Genomic DNA, 17,194 nt, shown 5'->3' on the forward strand with positions numbered 1-17,194 from the left:
CCACAGAGCCCTACGTCCGTGTCCGTGTGCGGCTCGAGCAGCACGACGGCTGGCCGCCTGCCGAGTCGGAGGGCCTGTGGGCGCAGGAGCGCCCGGGAGGGACCTATCTACTCGCGAATACCCCGTTCTTCGCCTTTGGCCTCTCTAATGGCGATTTAGTCCGTGCGGCGCCCGATGACGACGGCGTGATCTGGTTCACCCAACGAGTCCAGAGAGGCGGCAACCTTACGGTGCGGATCATCACCACCGACCCGGCGGACCTCAACCAGGACGTCGTGGCAGAGTTCGAGCCCCTAGGGGTGAGCGGTGAGAGCATGGAGCGTCCTCGTCTGCTGGCTCTCGATCTGCCACCAGGCTCGGATCTCACCAGCGCCAAGACGTTGCTCGCGGTCGGTGTCACCTCCGGCCGCTGGCACATCGAGGAATCTGACGTCAGCGAGGAGTGGGCCGCTCTCTGACGGGCCGCCGTTAGCGTCCGATGAAGGATGGTTCTTCGGTGACTCTGTGGGCGGGGCTAGCTTGAGCTCATGAGCATCGGAATCGGTGATCCCGTCGTGTTTCCCTCCGTGATCGGTTTGGAGTTCAAGGACGCGGAGAAGGTCGCCTACGCCGCTGGTGTTGTGATCGCGGACTTCGACCCGGACGCGCCCCCCATTGGCGCGACAGTGTGGCCTCACCCTTACATCGTCACGGCACAAGAGCCGGGGCCCGGAGTTGCGGGCCGGGCTTGGGACTCACTCCGCATTCGAGTCGAGCGCCTGACCATCTGATGAGGGGACGAGGTGCCCGATAGCCGATCCCTGACGGGGAACCTGGGCGAACCCAGGAACCCCGCCATCCACAGCGGGGTCTGGGCTGCCCTACGCAACGTAGACGTGTGTCGGCCCAGCACCTAGTGCCCGGTGAAGGATCGGGCACCGGACGCGTTATCGACTCAAGATCATCGAGAGTGCGAGCCCGTTCAGAGGGTGCTCGTGCCCCCAGCGGCCGCGCCATCGCTAGGGTCAGGACATGGACGAGGCCGACAGAGAACTCCTCCGCGAGGCCGAGGCTGAAGTGGCAGCGCTGCCCCACCGCAACCCCCTCACCGACCTGCCACCCCGCCCGGGCGGCGGCCCCGCTGCCGAGACCGCGCCGACCGGTCGGGCTCGCTTGCTCGCCCCGCTGACCCTCATCGTCTGCTTCGTCACGGCCTGTGCCGAGGGTTCGTGGCTGTGGTTCTCCGCCGCAGACTGGACCTCCTCGTTGTGGTTCGCCGTGCCGTTCCTCCTGGTTGCCTCGATCGTGCTTGCAATCGTCGCCGGAGCTCTGGGCGGCCGCGCTGGCCGGTGGGCAGGAGTCTGCGGTGGCATCGCCGTCGTACCGCCCGTGTGCTTCGTGGTGTCGCTACCCCTGGCGCTCTTCGCGTAGTTCAACCCGGCTAGGGCCGATCAGCTGCACGATGATGCCCGGGCGGCGTCTGTTTGACGGGGTGCGCTGTGGGCGTCGAAGGCGCCGACGCGGAAGGCCGGGGTACGGTCTCGCCATGGGGGAAGACGAATGCGAGCTGTAACTGCTGTGGTGGTGGTGGTGGTGGTGGTTGGGGCGTCACTGGCAGGATGCGCGGCGACTGTCCCTATGAGCTCAGCCGACGAGGCCAACGCAGTGGGGTGCGCGCAAGTCACAGTGCATCTTCCTGAGACCATCGCTGAGACCGAAGTGAAACGTGAAACAGACGCCCAGGCCACTGGTGCTTGGGGTGAGCCCGCATCTGTCCTGCTTCGCTGCGGGGTCACAGAGCCAGGTCCCACGGATCTGCCGTGCTACACGATCCAGGGAGTGGATTGGATCGTCGACTCCCCACCAGACGACCCTGACACCGCCATCCTGACCACCTATGGCCGCTCTCCAGCCGTTGAGGTCGTCTTCGACACAACGACGCTGACGGGCGCTAGCGTCATGGGAGACCTAGCCGATGCCGTCGGGTACCTTCCGGCCAACGGGCGCGCATGCACGAGCGCCGAAGACTTAACCTCCTGAGCCAGGCGTACGGATGCGAAATCGCGGCACGAGCCTTTCGTAGCCAGCCCTGACGTGAGCCGCCTCTGATGGCTTGGCGCCGTAGACCGACTCCCTGCGTCTAGAGCGGGCCAACCCCAACCCGAAGGGCCGGCAGCGACGTGGTGAGCAACAATGCCGCCGTTCCCAGGCTCACGACGGCTAGGGGCCGGCGTGTTTCGCGTCGGATGCAACTGGCGATCGCGAGGCCAAGGGAGGTGGCGGACATGATGCCGACAGGTACCCAGGCCGCGAGAAAGATCGGGTAGAGGAACAGCCAGCCTTCGTTGTCCCAGAGGACGACCGGGGCCCACATCGTGGCGTACAGGATGACGTAGGAGATGAGAGCCACAAGGGCCACGATGCCGGCTGCCACGGCAAAGGAACTGGCGGCCACGAGACGAGACGGGCCGGTACGCGGTTCATGGGTTTGGCCAGGCCGCTCCGGGGTGGTCGTCACGATCGAAAGCTAGCAGTCCCCGATGCGGCGTCAACCGCCGGTCGACACCTCAGCATCGATTACTGGCGCCCGATAGGGGATCGGCTGCCGGACAAGGGGCCTAGGTGAGGCTCGCCTTGATGTCGTGCTCGAGCCTGGTGAAGCGCTCTTGATAGACGGCGTAGTGCGCCCTGGTTGCGACCAGGTAGCTGCCCTCGTCGCTCGTCATCTTCAGGCGCACTGAGCTGCCCGCTCCTTCAGAAGCGATGGACCACGTGACGACCATGGGGATGCGCTTCTTTCCCGCCTGAAGCAGCCCACCTAGAAGCCGGTAGGCAGTTCGAGATCCGAGGTTAACGCTGCCTTCGTGCGCCTGTACTACAGGCTTCTGCGCCACATCGCGAAGCAGCTCAACTAGCCGTCTGGCGGCCATGTCCGGGGGGAGACCCGTTGAAATGTCGGCGGTGTGCTGGGCGGGCTGGATCGGCATGCCTATTTGTAGCGCACAAGACGAGCCTGGGTAGGAAGTGCCCGATAGACGATCGCTCAGTGGTCCATTGGCCTTCGCGACGTCCCGTTGACGTCGTGGCCTTTGTTTTCAGGGTCTTCGCCTTTCGCCGCGTCTTCCGTGGTGGTGATGCCCCGGTTCTAGCCGTGTTTCTTCCCCCGGTACGGAGCGCGATTCCAAGCGCTAGGCCAAGCGGTAGTCCTGCAAGAGGGATAGCCGCGCCATCCAGAGAAACCAGCAGGAAGATGCCGACCGTGACGCCAATGGCGCAGAGAAGATAAATCTGTTGGTTGCTTCGAGGCGGCACAGAGGCACAGAGGCCGAAGGCTGGATCGCTGCGTGTCCCGCCAGATGGACGCTCGGTTAACTGGAACCGGCATTTGCGAGATTCCTGGCGCGTGCCGCTCCACCCGAGCGCTTACTAATTCATTTGTGGCTCCCGAGATGCAACGCTTTGGACGTTGCCGGCCATGTCTTGTTCAAACGACTCATTTCCTGAACGGTGGCCCTTTCATGACGAACAGAAACCTCGACGACATGCTGAACAGGAGTCGCCCGGCTACTGCCGAGGCCGATCCAGATTTGCTGTTCCTCATCGCCCCGATGTCCGAGGCTGCGCGCGCAGAAGCCAAGAAGGTGCGGGTTAGGCCACGCGCGACGCCCGCGTTCCGGCGGCCAAGTCGCCCTCTGCTCGCCGTGGCGCTGGGAGCCTCGCTCCTCCTCGCAGGCGGCGCCCTCGTCGAGGGCATCCAGCCAAACTACGAGGCGCGCACCACGATCGTGCTTAGCCTGCCGGGGGACCCGTTCCTCGACGACGGCGACAGCGCGCCGGCGGAATGCTTGGCCACGCTCATCTTCGACGTCTCAGGAGGCGCGGCAGAACAGGACAAGGTGGAAGCGGCGGTCCAAGGACACGACTGGTCGGGGCTCGAGTCTCAAGCCGCCGCGCTCGTGCAGAGCGACCGTGGTGACCCCGACCTAAACAAGAATGTTGTGGCAACCCTCGATGCGGGCGTCCGCGCAACCCTCGACCCTCAGCTCGTCGGCTTCGCCCAATACGGCGGTGTGGGCCTGAGATGCGAGGTCGCCAAGTGAGCTTCGGTCGCGGGGGGAGCCCTGGACTGGGCGGCAGCACCAGTCGTCGCGAGACACCGACGAGACCGCCCGAATCCGTGGATACGCATATCACGTCCACGATCGACGCGTCGTCGCAGGATCTGCTCGGTTATTTCTTGCGCCGAGTGTCATCGCCGGAAGACGCCGCCGACCTCCTCGGTGAGACGTTGCTCGTCCTCTGGCGCCGCGCGGACGACCTGCCCGCCGAGCCGCTCGAGGCGCGCTTATGGATGTTCGGCATCGCGCGACGCGTTCTGTCCACATACCGACGCGCGGGTCTACGTCGCGTCGCCCTGGCTGACCGGCTTCGGCTGGAGCTTGAGGTGCGCACATCTGCGTCTGAGCGATCGACCGAAGGCGAGGAGCTGCATGCTTTGCTCCTCGAACTGGACCTACTCGATCAGGAGATCATCCGCCTGGTGCACTGGGAGGGTTTCTCCCTTGCCGAAGTCGCGACCATCTTGGCTAGGAGACCGGGCACGATTCGGAGTCGTTACGCGCGTGCGCGCACGTCTCTTCGTAAAGCCATCGACGATCAAAACGGTGGCCTCTGATTCCGACCCACAGATCATCCGACGAGGCGCGCCCTGAACGGCAAGTTCGGGTCGAATGCCCGATGCGGCGTCATCCATGTAGCGATTCTGGGGCACTGCCAGATGAGAACGCGACGATCCTTCGCCGCGACTCGCGGTAAAGAGCGGTGTCCGATAGCCGATCGCCTAGCGCGCTTGGAATTCTCACCGATCGGCCGATCGCGCGGGTTCAATCGTGGACTCGCGGTTTGCCTGGCACGGTCTCGTCGTCTCGGGCGCGTTTGTTTGGGAAAAGGCAGAAGACGGTAATCGATAGGAGAACCAGTAGCTCGAGAGCCTTCCAGACGGACCATCCGTGGTCAACGGTTGTCCGGTACGTCCCTACGAGGATGACGACGATGCAGACGGCTGCAAGTGCGCGTCGCTTGGGAACGGGCAGCTTGCGCACAAGCCGCTGCATCTGGCTCTCGGTCACGACGTCACTTCACCACTTGCGCGACTCTGCGGCAACCCTTGGCAAGTGCCCGTTAGGGGATCCTCTATCGGACTTCGCCAGCCCCTCCTTGACGCAGTGATAAGCGTCAGGTTGGACCGATCAGTCTTCTACGGTGTGGCCATGAGGAATAGACGCGTCGTGGCCTTGGCTCTGATCGCGGGCCTAATGCCCCTTGCCGCTTGTAGTCATCAAGGGGTCCTGACGCTCGATGCTGCAGAGGCGCAGATACCTAACTGCACGACCTTTGACGACGTGGCGGTTGAGACCCTGAACGAGAAAGCTTCCTGTGCCCCAGGAGGATCACGCCTTGTCTTCCCCGATGGTGTTGTTTTCGAATTACCCGACGAAATCGGCGCCGGGCTCGATCAGCCCGGCGGGGTCGTCGGGCCGGTGTACACATACGTAGGGGTGGGAATTTACGGCGTCTTCGCTACGCGCAAGTCCGACGACTGCAAGACCGTCGAGGAGTGGGGCACAGCAGAGGCGCGGGAACGCGTGTATGAAGCTTTCGGAGATGAGTACGGGTGCAAGGGACCCAATTCACTACCGTGACGGCCACCTCACCAGGCGCGCCCATGGCATATCTGCGGCGGGTCGCTCGGGATGGCGTCGGCCATGTCCGCCTCTTCTCGACAACGTGCCTGTACGCGACCGTTGGTTCATTCGTAAAGTTACGACATGGGCGTGGTTGGGGGGCGAGCTGGAAGTTCGCGAACTGCTGGCGCTGATCGCGCCCTCAGGGAGGCCTTGTTGTCCGGTGCGGTGCTGGGGGGCCTGGCCTTCTTGGGGATTGCAATGGTGAATGACGACCTGGCCGGTGAGAGTGCGTCCTTTTCTCTTGTGGGCGTCGTGCTCAGTGCTCTCGTGGGTTGCTTCATCGCTGGTGTTGCCGCGTGCACGGGGCTGGTCGTCATGCGCTTGGTGAGTCCGTACAAGCGGCAGGGACGAGTCGGGGTCTGCGCTGGGTCTCTTGCCGCTGGGCTCGCCGCGTGGTTGTTGACTCGAATTCTTATCGTGCCCGAGCTGCTGTTGCCCAACCTTCTTCCTGCGGTTGCCGGATGCGTCGGTTGCGGGATGGCCGCAATCATCCTGACTCGCTCAGGGCAGGCGGACTCGGTGAGCCTCTCAAAAGCTCGAGGAACCCGCATGATCCGCTGTGGACAGCCGACATGGACGTCCTGGCTGCACGTCAGTGTTCGGGAGATGATCCGTCAGACGACCGGCTAGCAAGCTGGCGGTGTCTCTCCTCGCGCCAACCGACGCAAGGTCAAGCCGGCCGTGACGCCGGCGCCTAATGCGGCCATCAGACCGATGACCACTCCGGAAAAGACTGCCTCGGTGAGGATGCCGACAGCCATGCCTGCTGAGATCCCGACAATTGCCGCTGCGGCCGCTGCGGCTAGCGCGTGGCTTCTCGACCTTCCCCAACGGGGACGCTGTCGCCACAGCGACGCACTGATGAGTCCGGCGACAGCCCCGAGGAGGGCGAAGGCCACGGCAGCAGGAACTGCATAGACAAGGGAAATCAAGATCCATTCGGCGATCCCGCCGCCGTCCAGTCCGCTCACGGCGCCCCATACGACCACCCAGAGGATGGGCAATATCAGCGCGCTTCCGGCGCCGACCAGGGCTCCCGTAGAGACCAAGACGCGTCCGTCCGACCGGTGTGCGCGCGTCGGACGCTTCAAAGCAACGCTCATGACGACTCCTCTTTCCCAGCAGGTTAGGGCCTGCCTACGGCACGAGTATCCCCAGAATCAGGTGCTTCAGCGCGTGCTGCTGGCCCCAGAGGTGTGTGCAGCATCAGAAACGAGCCCCCTCTGCGGGTGACCCGTGCCCGATCGGGGGCTCGCTGACCGCTACGCCCGGTCAGGAGGGCAAATCTTCGGCGCTCGTGCAAGCTCGTCCAGTCGTTGGGAGATATCCGACAGCATCAGCGAGGTCTCCCATGACGCTCGCTCCTGTCAGCTTCGTTGTACTGAAGATCACCTCCACGGCGGGGGAGCGGCCATAGGCGGTCGAGATGGCGCTCTCGGGGTCGTCCGTCGGTGAATCGACGATCCAGTCGACTCCCTTGATCGTGTAGCAGGGCAGATCCGTGGGACCTGGTTCTGTGGCACCGCAGCGAAGCAGGACGGACGTAGGTTCTCCCCAGGCGCCAGTGGCTTGGGCATCTGTCTCGCGACGCGTTTCGGTTTCACCCATGGAGTCAGGAAGATGCACGGTGACCTGCGCGCACTCCACCGAGTTGGCATCGGCGGCAGGGCTCATGGGGACCGCTGCTGCGCATCCTGCTAACGACACCCCGGCGATCGCTGCTGATCCCACAGCTACGAGCGGTCTTGCCCGGTTCCGCAACATCACTCAGGCGTCGCTGCCGCTGTCTTGACGAGTGCTCGCAGGATGGACGGATCGACTGCTCCGAGTACGCGAGCGCTGACACGCCCCTCGGGGTCGAGAACAAACGTCGCGGGGGTCGCATTGGGGGCCGTCTTGCCAGCGAACGCGAGCTGGACACTGCCGGTGTTCACGTCGATGGCGGTCGGGTAGGTGACGTCGAATTCTTGGGTGAATGCGTCGGCGGTGTCGGGTTGGTCCCTGACGTTGACGCCGAGGAATGTGGCGTCATCGGCCACCTGCTCGCTGACTGCTTGAAGATTTGTTGCTTCCATCCGGCACGGGACACACGTGGCGTACCAGAAGTTGATGACGGCGACTTTCCCCTGGTAGTCAGCCGCCGTGATCTTGCTGCCGTCACTCAGCTCGGAGTCGAACTCAATCGGTTCGTCCCGGTCCTCGGGCGCGATTTCGGTCACGAGCTGTTCGGCCGAGATGTATCCCTTGCCGTCGCCCCACTGCTGTTCGAGACCTTCAGCCGAGGTGCATCCCGTCACGGCTGCACTGGTGGCGAGCAGTAGGGCCGGAAGGGCTAAGAGTCGACGTGTTCGCACGCGTGAGAATAACTCGTCGAACCTGCAGACGAGCAGCGTCTCGATGGAGATGGTTCCGGGGCCGCGGAACGCCGACGTGGATTCAGCAGCGCTCATCCACGTGCCCATCGCCTCAGATCGCTGCTAGGCGCGATAGCCCCTCTTGGAGGCAACCTGAGAGACACCAACGGCTCAACCGATCGTCCCTCGTCCCGATAGTCGATAGTTGTGCGCGACACGTGCAGCGGGTTGAGTTGCAGGCATGACAAGGCCATCGGTGTTCGAGCAGATATCGAGCGACGAGTGGGTTGCGGACAATGCACTGGTTTTCGCGATCCGTGACGCGCACCCAGTGTCGCCTGGACACACCCTCGTCATACCGAGGCGCGCAATTGCAAGCTGGTTCGACGCGACGCCAGACGAGGTCGCGGCCATGGCAGAGGTGGTGGGGATTGTGAAGGGTCAGCTCGAGATGGCCCACCATCCGGACGGGTACAACGTTGGCTTCAATGATGGTGCCGCGGCCGGCCAGACCGTCTTCCACGCCCACCTACACGTCATTCCGCGCTTCGACGGCGACGTCGCTTCACCAGAAGGCGGGGTCCGACATGTGGTGGTCGGGCGGGGCTACTACTGACGCGTTCTCGCTATCGCCCGATAAAGAATCGGTCATTGGAGAACACGAGAGTCCTTGAGATGCTGGACGAGACTCGCTGCATCAACCGTCATGGCAGCGAAAATCCGGTAGAGCGTCTCAGATCGATCACTTGGCCCCACTGCCCAGCAACGTTTACCGAGTCCGTAGGCGATTCCGGCCTCGATGTGCGCCGCTGCGCCGGCGGGGAGGACCAGCACGAAGTGGTCGGCGCCGTGTAGTTCGGCCAGATCTTGGTCGAAGAGGTTCTGAATGCCCGGCGCGTGAAGGTCCGCGTCGTCCGCGCCTCCCGGAAGGGCGAATTTGGCGGCGTCTTCGTCGTACTCGGCTCGGACGAAGCTGTAGGACGACGCCCCCACCTGGTCAAGTGCCTCAACGACGTCGATGATGGCTGCGCGGTTGCGCTAACTACCCGCGACGAAGAAGTGGCTCACGAGCCCACGGTACCTGTGCAGTTACTCACGATGGGTCTGTCCGATAGGCGATCGGCAACCGGTGCTTTGCCGGGGGGCGGTCAGGATTCCTCCGCGCGTTGCGTCCCGCAGCCGAGTGCGGAGGGTGGAACGTCGTCCATGTCGGTTGGTCCAATGTAGGCAGGCTCGAGGGGAGGCAGGGTAGTCATGCTGGTGGCGACGCCAAGTGCGGAGATCTTCCCGTCGAAAGTCGGTGACGTGGGGTCGGAGTCGGTGGTGAAGACAACGAAGTAGGCGCCCTCGGTGCCTTGCTGGGTTTCCGTGTTCTCGACGAGGCCAGTAAGCGTCCACAGCTTCAGGTCGGTGTCGGGTCGGGCGCTGAGCCAGGGCAGGACGGACTCGACTGTGCCGTTCGTGGCGGACGCCTCGTGCAATGAGTCGTTGACCACTGCGAGGACTGCTGCCGAAGCGTCCTGGCACGATGGCGTCTTGGCGTCGGAGCCGTCCGGCCAAGCGTCGTCGCTGCCCCGTCCGTCCACTGAGGTAGGCGTTGTCGTCGCCTGGGGAGCCAATGCCGTCGCATCCAATGCGCAGCCGGTCAGCGTGAGACCCCCGACGATTGCCAGCGCAGCAAGCACAACAACTCTTGTTTCCCTGTTCCCCATGGAGTCAGGTTAGGGCGTCACCGGATCTGCGTAAGTCAGCCTGGATGATGATCTCCGTGGCTGTAGTGGAATCGGCACCGGTGTCCGTTTGTCGCTTTATCACCGATCGCGATAGGCCGCGTCTCCCTAGGTCCTGCCTGCGCGTCCGACTCCATGGAGGCAACAGTCCCCCGGCACAGGGACGTAGTCGCCCGCCTGTAGAACGCTTCACGACCACCCGCGCGTACCCGACGGCCGGTTGCTGACTGAACACCTCATGCCCTGGCCCCTAAGGATTCGGGGGTCGCCCGCCGGCGAGGTCTCAGCGTCCGACTGGTCGCGAAGAGGCAGGCACTCAGGAATGCCCACCCGAAGAAAGCTGGCTCGACACAGACCGTCGCCAGCAGTCCGAGCCCGAGCAAGGCCGCACCGAGGGCGACGGGCAACGGTCGACGCGACAGCGTGGCGATCACCGTCCCGAGAACGGCCGCGGCAACGCTGGGCACCAGGGGCAACACGGTTGCGGCGATCAGGGGCGATGCCGGGTACTCAGCTCGGCTCGCCACAACGGACCAGGTCGCAGCAAGGGCCAGTGCGAAGACGGGAGTCGCCGCCGCAAGGCCGGCGACCTGGTGACTTCTCGTCAGCGCCGTCCGGCCCTCGTTCCCAACGAACGATCGGTGCCAGCCAGCGAGGCAGACCAAGAACGCCGCGACCGCAGACAGGAAGGCAGGCGCAACGACGGCCGATCCGTCGATGCTCACACCGCGCTCCTCCACGGCCTCCCGCACGACCAGCACCGGGCCAGCCGCGAGGACCACGCCCATCAGGGGGCCTGCAACCAGGAAGGCCGCAGAAAGGCGAGCCCGCGAGTTGTCACTGGTCATGGGGCAAGTGCATCAGCTCAGGACGCGAACGGCATCGTCCAAGAGGCGTATCCGGACCCCTCGCCGACCGCTCGGCAGGGACCCTGCAGTGGGGCGACAGCCCCCAACATCGTTGTTCAGCGGGTCCTGATGGCGTCCATACCTCGCCAAGAGACCTGCTGACCTTCCCTGCTCTCGTGTCCGATAGCCGGTAGCCGATAGCTGCCCGGCGAGGTGGAGAGGGGTCGGCTCGCGTAGGTTCGTGTTCATTCGCCCAGAGCCGGAACATTGACCTGTCGGGACCTGTGGCCACTTGCCCTGACGAGGCATCAGGGGGTGGGGATGAGGAGAGCACCGGTCTTCCGTAGACGGGAACGCTTGGGAATCTCGGTGGTGGTTCTTCTGACCTACGTGTAGACGTCGTACGTCTCGTACGCCATCGTCTCAGTCTTGCTCGACGGTCGAGGGCTTCTGCAAGCTCTTGTTGTCGGGCTCAACCCTGGTTGGGCTCTGCTGCCACTCGGCTTCTTTGCAGCACTGCTCGGAGCAGCCCTGTTCGGAGTGCTGGGTCGTGCACGACGCTTCAACAGACGGGCGGCGTTAGCCGTCATTGCTGTCCTCTCGACTGTCGGAGGGTTACGCCTCATCGCTTTCGCGGGCGAAGCCGCCTTGGTGACGGGCGGCACCGTCCAGAACGTGACACCGGCGGCAACTTCGTGCACCTCATCACCGAGATGCTGGTCAGTCTGCTCGTCGTCGCAGCAACCGCGTTGGCAGCTTTCGTGGCAGCGAGGTATCTCGTCACAGATGACAGATCCGGCAGTGCCCGTCAGACGATCTTTCGACGCGACGGTTGCGACGTCGATCCTCGAGGTGGGTAGGAGCTGCCCTGTTGCTGGCGTCATTGCTCGGCCAGGATGAGGACATGAACACGGGGAAGTGGGGCCGGTTGGCGATAGTGCTCCTGGCGGCCGGGGCGCTAGCGGGCTGCTCCGTCGCTACAACGAATGACGTCTTTGCGGACGAGCAGGTCACTTCGGACACGCTGCCGCAGGTCGAGAGTGTGGTGCTTGAGGATCTAGTGCCGGAGTCGGCGCGATACCTCGGCGAGGCGGAGGGCTCTCGGTACTGGGCCGCGCGGAACGCGGATGACGAGTTCTGCGTCCTCACCCAGGTTGTCGAAGGCGAACCTGAGGACATGATGTCCGCCTGCAGCCCGGGCGATGGGGACACGCTCACAAGCTCGTTGAGCGGTGGACCCTCAGCGTCCTGGTCGGCCGTTGAAAATCCGACTGTGCCGGATGGCAGCACGCTGCTTCGCGGCCACCTCGTGGTGTCGCCCCGCTGACTAGCCATTCGGTCAGTCGCCCTGTGGCGGACAACCGTGCCCGAACACGCCTCGAACGGGCTGGCTTGGCGTTCGTATCGCCCCCAGTGTGACCAACCCGTCTCGGTAGGCGATCGCTTAGCGGTGATCAATCGTCGTAGCTCGCTTCTCGGCGCGTGATTTTTGTGACGGGGTGGCAGGCGTTCCGGTTCTGGTGGTGGAGAACAGCAGGGAGAGCAGCGCGAGCGCGCTGATGCCGCTCACGCACAGCAACACCAAGTGCCAGGGGGTGCGGAGTCCACCGGAAACTCCGAAGGCGTCGGCGACGTCCATGCCGAGCGGGAAAGCGGCGAAGAACGAGACGGGGGCTCCCAGGACCAGCAAGCCGAGGTGCAGCGTCGCGATGGCGCTCAGCGAGAGCCGAGCCCGACGGCCCATGGTGCTGGCCGCTACTGAGAGCCCTACCCCAATCAGTCCCACAATCACGAGGGACCAGGTCAGCGCGGTGAGATCGCTGCCGAAGTCATCGAGTGCCTGTGCTATCTCGGTTCTCGTAAGGTCCGGGACTGCTGCTCGTGGCTCCAACCAGCCCAGGGACACGACCATGACGCCGGCGTAGAGGGCGACAAGAAGAGGTCCGCCGACGACAACGGCACGTACTGGCACGATGTCGACCGTATGGCCCGCTTGTTCGCCGACGCGTCCATCGGGCGGTTGATCCTGTGCCGGCAGACGATCGTTCTGCGGTCGCAACTGCGCGGACCCGCGGGCTATTTCACGGCCAAGATGAGGCGATGACAGAGCTGCAGGGCGCCGCCGTGGTCTTCGCACCCCTGTTCGCGATCTTCGGGGTCTGCTTCATCGTGTTCCACCAGCACATCTCCGACGCCGCTCGCAGGGCCTACGAGGAGCAGGGGCGGCGGATCGGCCCCCAGACCCAGTCGCCAGGGCTGATGATCGTCGGCGGGATCGGCATGCTGATCATCTCGACTGTGATCGTGCTCTACGCCTTCACCGACGTGTTTCCTCCTCCTCCTCCTCCGCAGTAGCTCTCGTCCGGAGCGCTGTTCGATGGGGGATCGGCCAGCGAGCCGGAACGAAATGCATCTGCGACGGGACGTTCTGTTGGTGAAGAAAGCGACGAGCCGAGCGAAAGGAAAGAAGGGCCTGACACCCGATGGTTCAACAGGACATGAGACGCTGCCGCGATGACTGACTCACCTGTTGCTCGAACGACTCTGTTGGATCAGGACCTCGGCGCTGTGACCAGCGTCTCGCATGTGGAGGTGCGCCGGATCTCGATCGCGCCCGCCACGACCGGCGGTGCCCACGTGCACAACGGGCCGGTCTTCGGCACGATCGAGAGCGGCTCCGTCACTTTCCAGATCGGCACGGGCACCGAGGTCGTCCTGAGGGCTGGTGACGTCTTCTACGAGCCGGCCGGGGTCGTGGTCTCGAAGTTCGACACCACAGACGAACCCGTGGTGTTCCTCGGCTACTTCCTGCTCGACGACGGCGCCGTTCCCGAGATCCGGTTCACCTCGTAGAACTGTCCGGCAGCGATGGATGCTCGAGTCGCTCAGGGTCTCGCCGACATGAACGCTCCTGGCCGCCGGGTCCCGCGGGGATCGGTCGGGTTGTCAGCGTTGAGGGATGCTTGGAAATCTGACTGGTTCGCACGTCGCCGTCTTGGTCGGCGTGATCGTTCTCGCCGTCGCACTGGTCGTTCTCGCTGCGTGGCTCATCGCCGTCATCGTGAGGCGATCGGGGCCACGATGAGAAGTCGAGTCTCGTAGGCGATGGGAGGGGCGTTCCTGTCCGTCGCCTACGTGGCCGTGGTGGGGTTCCTGACGCTCCGCATGATCCGCGTCCGGGGTGGCGCCGTGCTCGGCTTCGACAATTCTCTCGTGACGAGCACCCTGGTTCTCAGAGCTAGCCGATTCCTGCGGGGGCGGGCCCGGAGCGGGCGATCCACCTGCCCGCCCCGGGCTGCCGTCAGGGCGTGGGGTCGAGGAGGCGCCCGGTCCAGTCGCGCAGGGCGGTGACGGCCCGGCGCGACAGGGTCGCTCCCGGCATCATGCTCGCCGACCCGTGGAACGCTCCCGGCCACACGTGCAGCTCCGCCTGCACGCCGGCCGCCCAGAGCGCGCTGGCCCAGGTGACGGTCTCGTCGCGGAACACCTCGGCGCTGCCGCAGTCGACGTACGCCGGCGGAAGGCCCACGAGGTCGGTCGCGCGGCCGGGAGCGGCGTAGATCGACACGTCGCCGCCGCCGCGACGGTCGCCGAGGTAGGCGTCCCAGCCGAACCGGGTCATCTCGCGGTCGGCGACGCCCACCCCGTCGAACTGCCGGGCGGAGACGGTCGCGTCGCGGTCGTCGAGCATGGGGCTGACGAGCACCTGCCCCACGACGGCCGGCCCCTGTCGGTCGCGGGCGAGGAGCGCCGTGCCCGCAGCGAGCCCTGCCCCGGCGCTCTGGCCGACCAGGACGATCCGCTCGGGGTCGACGCCGAGCTCGTCGGCGTGCTCGGCGACCCAGACGAGGCCCGCGTAGCAGTCCTCGACCGGGTACGGGTCGGGGTGCTCCGGGGCGAGACGGTAGTCGGGGCTGACCAGGACGACGTCGTGCACGAACAGCCAGTCGTCGTACGAGTCGAGGTTGCCGAGGTGGTGGCCGAACATCATGCCGCCGCCGTGGATCGCGTAGGCGCAGGCCGCCGTCCCGGTGCGGCCGATGCGCTGGATCACGGCGAGGGCGATCGGCTCGCCGAGGTGCCCGGGCACGGTGATGCTGCGCCTCTCGAGACCGCGGGCGCGCAGTCCTTCGTCGAGCTGCGCCTCCGTCATGTCCAGCTGTCGCATGCGCGGCAGCATCTCGGCCTCGAGGCGGAAGTGGCCGCGGGCGTCCATCGCCTCCAAGAAGGGCACGAACTCGGGGTCGAACGGCGGGCGAGGCAGGGCGGTGGTGTCAGGCACGAGAGGTCTCCTGGGTGGTGGGGGCGAGAGTGGTGGGAACGAGAGTGGTCGAGGGGGCAGGTGCAGTGGTGCTGGGGGCCAGGTCGGCAGTTCGTGCCCGGAGCATCCCGACCACGACGAGCACGGCGGCGACGACGGCGAGGCCGAGCCCGGCGACGGTGAGGGCGTCCTCGAAGGCCGCGAGCCGCGGGGCCGTCCACGGGGTGGTCGTGATGCTCCCGTTGACGAACGCCGCGACGATCGTGCCCGCGGCGGCGACCGCGGCTCCTCCCGCGAGCTCGCTGGAGGTGTCGACTAGGGCAGCGCCGACCGAGGTGCGGTCGGCGGGGAGGCCCGTGAGCACGGAGGCTCCGGCCACGACGCCGACGACGCGCATGCCGGCGGCGACGAGCACGAGAGCCACGAGCACCCAGCCGTACCCGTGACGGCTCAGGGCGCCGAAGACGGCGAGGCCGGACACGACCGAGGCCGCGCTGATCCACGCCGCCCGGCCGAGGCCCACCCGCTGCACGAACGGCCCCACGAGACGACCTCCGGCCAGGAGCACGACGACCTGCGGCAGCGTGCCCACGGCGGCGAGGGCCGGCGGCCAGCCCCAGGCGAACTGCAGCTGCAGCGTCACGAGGTACGACAGCCCGGCTACGGCGAGGCCCGACGCTGCCTTGAACGCGAGGCCGCTCGACACCAGGGGGCGGGCGAGCAGGTGCACGTCGACCACCGGGTGCCGCGCCGTCCGCAGGCGCACGACGAACCCGGCCCCGCACGCGACGGTCAGCACGACGGCGGCCCACCCCCACGAGGAGGCGGTGGCCGGCCCGACGAGGACGGTCGGCGTCACGAGCAGCCCCGCCACGGTCGCGGTGCCGAGCAGTGCCCCGCCCACGTCGACGGGGTCGCTCCGCAGCCCGGCTGCGTCATCTCGAGCGACGCCGCACCGGATACCGACGAACGCGAGCACGGCGATCGGCACGTCGGCCAGCAGCAGCACCTGCCACGGAGCGGCGGCGAGCACGAACCCGCCGACGGTCGGGCCGACGGCGAGGCCGACGAGGCCCGCGGTCGAGATCACCGTGAGGGCCCGGACACGGAGGCCCTCGTCGTCGAACAGCCGGAACGCCAACGCCATCGACCCTGGGGTGGTCATCGCTGCGGCGACGCCCGTCAGCACCCGGACGGCGATGAGCTGCTCCGTGGTCGTGACCGCCACGGTGGCGAGGCTCGCCACGGCCAGCAGCGCGAGGCCCGCGAGCATGACGCGGCGGCGCCCCACGCGGTCGGCGACGGCGCCGAAGAGCAGCATGAGCCCGCCGAACGCGACCGCGTAGGCGCCCGACACCCACTGCAGGCCGGTCGTCGAGGAGCCCAGCTCGCGACCGATCGTCGGCAGGGCGACGTTGAGGACAGAAGTGTCGAGCATCTCGAACAGGAACACCGCGGACAACCCGGCCAGGGCGATCCACGCATCGGACAGCCGCGGAGGCGCGTCGCCAGCACGCAGCCGACGGCGGGAGAGAGAGGTACTGGGGGACACGAGATGCACTCCTTCTGGGAAGAAGTGGCGACTCGTTCGATGCCGCGTGCGGGTGCGTCGCAGAGCGCGACGCCTTTTACCTCAGTGACGTGCACGATACACGGGCAGCTGCCAAAGGAGAACTCCAGCAGTTCTCCCGCTCACGCAGGTGCCCGACAAGGGATCAGCGGCCGGGCCTACCGAGCCGGCGCGTCCTCAGGCGTGAACACCACAGTGCGATGGTGATCAGGCTGATCTCTCGGCTTCACTTCGTCAGTGACTGGGCGAGCATCACGAGGATGCCGCTCGGTCCTCGGAGGTACGTGAGCTCGTAGACGCCCTCGTAGTCAGCGACACCTCGGAGCGGGTAGCAACCGTGGCGTGCCGCGATCTTGAGCGCCTCCTCGATGTCGTCGACGGAGAAGGCGACGCGGTGCATGCCGATCTCGTTCGGCAGGGTGGGTGCCGTCTCGACGGCGTCGGGGTGGAGGTACTCGAAGAGCTCGAGGTGCCCTTGGCCGCCGGGCGTCGCGAGGAGCGCGATCTTCGCGTGGTTGCCGTCGAGACCCACGGCGGTGTCGGCCCAGTCGCCGCTGATCGTGTCGCGGCCGACGAGCTCGAGGCCGAGATCGGTGAAGAACGAGATCGCGGCGTCGATGTCGCGGACGGTGATGCCGACGTTCTCCATCGTGATGGCCATGGCTGGCAGGGTAACCCCGATGCCGATACCGATACCGATACCGA

At 65.8% G+C, this 17,194-nt stretch carries 22 protein-coding genes; 11 read left to right on the forward strand and 11 right to left on the reverse strand.

The genetic code is table 11. The features are described from left to right. The first annotated feature begins 26 nt into the window (after positions 1-26). The 4 genes from JOE35_RS09690 (at position 27) to JOE35_RS09705 (ending at position 2,019) form a co-directional block, all read left to right on the forward strand. Positions 27-458 carry a DUF4265 domain-containing protein gene (locus JOE35_RS09690; protein ID WP_209560909.1) on the forward strand — a complete coding sequence of 144 codons (432 nt, stop codon included), beginning with the start codon at positions 27-29 and terminating at the stop codon, positions 456-458. Between the two features lie 69 nt (positions 459-527). Then, positions 528-770 carry a hypothetical protein gene (locus tag JOE35_RS09695; RefSeq protein ID WP_209560910.1) on the forward strand — a complete coding sequence of 81 codons (243 nt, stop codon included), beginning with the start codon at positions 528-530 and terminating at the stop codon, positions 768-770. A 241-nt stretch (positions 771-1,011) separates the two neighbouring features. After that, positions 1,012-1,410 (forward strand): hypothetical protein, encoded by a 399-nt coding sequence (locus JOE35_RS09700; RefSeq protein ID WP_192043262.1) that lies wholly within the window; start codon positions 1,012-1,014, stop codon positions 1,408-1,410. Between the two features lie 129 nt (positions 1,411-1,539). Then, positions 1,540-2,019 (forward strand): DUF3515 family protein, encoded by a 480-nt coding sequence (locus tag JOE35_RS09705; RefSeq protein WP_209560911.1) that lies wholly within the window; start codon positions 1,540-1,542, stop codon positions 2,017-2,019. 100 nt (positions 2,020-2,119) lie between these two features. Here JOE35_RS09705 and JOE35_RS09710 read toward each other — a convergent pair whose 3' ends face one another. Beyond that, positions 2,120-2,497 (reverse strand): hypothetical protein, encoded by a 378-nt coding sequence (locus JOE35_RS09710; RefSeq protein ID WP_209560912.1) that lies wholly within the window; start codon positions 2,495-2,497, stop codon positions 2,120-2,122. 100 nt (positions 2,498-2,597) lie between these two features. After that, complete coding sequence (locus tag JOE35_RS09715) at positions 2,598-2,966, reverse strand: hypothetical protein (protein WP_192043128.1); 369 nt, start codon at positions 2,964-2,966, stop codon at positions 2,598-2,600. A gap of 531 nt (positions 2,967-3,497) precedes the next feature. Here JOE35_RS09715 and JOE35_RS09720 point away from each other — a divergent pair. The 3 genes from JOE35_RS09720 to JOE35_RS09730 all read left to right on the forward strand — a co-directional run bounded on the left by JOE35_RS09720 (position 3,498) and on the right by JOE35_RS09730 (position 5,681). Further along, the gene (locus tag JOE35_RS09720; RefSeq protein WP_209560913.1) at positions 3,498-4,079 is read left to right on the forward strand and encodes a hypothetical protein; all 582 of its coding nucleotides are present in this window, start codon (positions 3,498-3,500) and stop codon (positions 4,077-4,079) included. Between the two features lie 77 nt (positions 4,080-4,156). Continuing rightward, a complete protein-coding gene (locus tag JOE35_RS09725; RefSeq protein ID WP_209560914.1) occupies positions 4,157-4,654 on the forward strand; it encodes an RNA polymerase sigma factor in 498 nt (165 codons plus the stop codon). 595 nt (positions 4,655-5,249) lie between these two features. After that, a complete protein-coding gene (locus tag JOE35_RS09730) occupies positions 5,250-5,681 on the forward strand; it encodes a hypothetical protein (protein WP_209560915.1) in 432 nt (143 codons plus the stop codon). A 1,317-nt stretch (positions 5,682-6,998) separates the two neighbouring features. Here JOE35_RS09730 and JOE35_RS09735 read toward each other — a convergent pair. Both JOE35_RS09735 and JOE35_RS09740 read right to left on the reverse strand, forming a co-directional pair. Next, a complete protein-coding gene (locus tag JOE35_RS09735) occupies positions 6,999-7,490 on the reverse strand; it encodes a DUF3515 family protein (protein WP_209561978.1) in 492 nt (163 codons plus the stop codon). After that, complete coding sequence (locus JOE35_RS09740) at positions 7,490-8,176, reverse strand: TlpA disulfide reductase family protein (protein WP_209560916.1); 687 nt, start codon at positions 8,174-8,176, stop codon at positions 7,490-7,492. The genes JOE35_RS09735 and JOE35_RS09740 overlap by 1 nt, the downstream gene beginning before the upstream one ends. 160 nt (positions 8,177-8,336) lie before the next feature. On the opposite strand from JOE35_RS09740, the gene JOE35_RS09745 reads away from it, so the two are divergent. Continuing rightward, complete coding sequence (locus JOE35_RS09745) at positions 8,337-8,696, forward strand: HIT family protein (protein WP_307803019.1); 360 nt, start codon at positions 8,337-8,339, stop codon at positions 8,694-8,696. 32 nt (positions 8,697-8,728) lie between these two features. On the opposite strand, the gene JOE35_RS09750 is transcribed toward JOE35_RS09745, so the two are convergent. From JOE35_RS09750 to JOE35_RS09760, 3 genes are all read right to left on the reverse strand, one after another. After that, positions 8,729-9,073 carry a hypothetical protein gene (locus tag JOE35_RS09750; protein WP_209560918.1) on the reverse strand — a complete coding sequence of 115 codons (345 nt, stop codon included), beginning with the start codon at positions 9,071-9,073 and terminating at the stop codon, positions 8,729-8,731. 155 nt (positions 9,074-9,228) lie between these two features. Next, positions 9,229-9,792 (reverse strand): hypothetical protein, encoded by a 564-nt coding sequence (locus tag JOE35_RS09755; protein ID WP_209560919.1) that lies wholly within the window; start codon positions 9,790-9,792, stop codon positions 9,229-9,231. A gap of 254 nt (positions 9,793-10,046) precedes the next feature. Then, the gene (locus tag JOE35_RS09760) at positions 10,047-10,658 is read right to left on the reverse strand and encodes a hypothetical protein (protein WP_209560920.1); all 612 of its coding nucleotides are present in this window, start codon (positions 10,656-10,658) and stop codon (positions 10,047-10,049) included. A 904-nt stretch (positions 10,659-11,562) separates the two neighbouring features. Here JOE35_RS09760 and JOE35_RS09765 point away from each other — a divergent pair. Beyond that, positions 11,563-11,985: a hypothetical protein gene (locus JOE35_RS09765; RefSeq protein ID WP_209560921.1), complete on the forward strand. Its 423-nt coding sequence runs from the start codon at positions 11,563-11,565 to the stop codon at positions 11,983-11,985. A 117-nt stretch (positions 11,986-12,102) separates the two neighbouring features. On the opposite strand, the gene JOE35_RS09770 is transcribed toward JOE35_RS09765, so the two are convergent. Further along, positions 12,103-12,630 (reverse strand): hypothetical protein, encoded by a 528-nt coding sequence (locus JOE35_RS09770; RefSeq protein ID WP_209560922.1) that lies wholly within the window; start codon positions 12,628-12,630, stop codon positions 12,103-12,105. Positions 12,631-12,758: 128 nt separating this feature from the next. Here JOE35_RS09770 and JOE35_RS09775 point away from each other — a divergent pair, with 128 nt between their 5' ends. Both JOE35_RS09775 and JOE35_RS09780 read left to right on the forward strand, forming a co-directional pair. Beyond that, positions 12,759-13,013 carry a hypothetical protein gene (locus JOE35_RS09775; protein ID WP_209560923.1) on the forward strand — a complete coding sequence of 85 codons (255 nt, stop codon included), beginning with the start codon at positions 12,759-12,761 and terminating at the stop codon, positions 13,011-13,013. 213 nt (positions 13,014-13,226) lie between these two features. Next, the gene (locus tag JOE35_RS09780) at positions 13,227-13,511 is read left to right on the forward strand and encodes a cupin domain-containing protein (protein ID WP_209560924.1); all 285 of its coding nucleotides are present in this window, start codon (positions 13,227-13,229) and stop codon (positions 13,509-13,511) included. Between the two features lie 448 nt (positions 13,512-13,959). Here JOE35_RS09780 and JOE35_RS09785 read toward each other — a convergent pair whose 3' ends face one another. From JOE35_RS09785 to JOE35_RS09795, 3 genes are all read right to left on the reverse strand, one after another. Further along, entirely contained in the window at positions 13,960-14,940 is a 981-nt protein-coding gene (locus tag JOE35_RS09785; protein WP_209560925.1) for an alpha/beta hydrolase, read from the reverse strand. Further along, positions 14,933-16,471 carry an MFS transporter gene (locus JOE35_RS09790; protein WP_307803020.1) on the reverse strand — a complete coding sequence of 513 codons (1,539 nt, stop codon included), beginning with the start codon at positions 16,469-16,471 and terminating at the stop codon, positions 14,933-14,935. The genes JOE35_RS09785 and JOE35_RS09790 overlap by 8 nt, the downstream gene beginning before the upstream one ends. 244 nt (positions 16,472-16,715) lie before the next feature. Then, a complete protein-coding gene (locus tag JOE35_RS09795) occupies positions 16,716-17,150 on the reverse strand; it encodes a VOC family protein (RefSeq protein WP_209560926.1) in 435 nt (144 codons plus the stop codon). Positions 17,151-17,194: the final 44 nt, after the last annotated feature.

The organism is Frigoribacterium sp. PvP032 (assembly GCF_017833035.1).
In the GTDB taxonomy this organism is placed as follows: Bacteria; Actinomycetota; Actinomycetes; order Actinomycetales; family Microbacteriaceae; genus Frigoribacterium.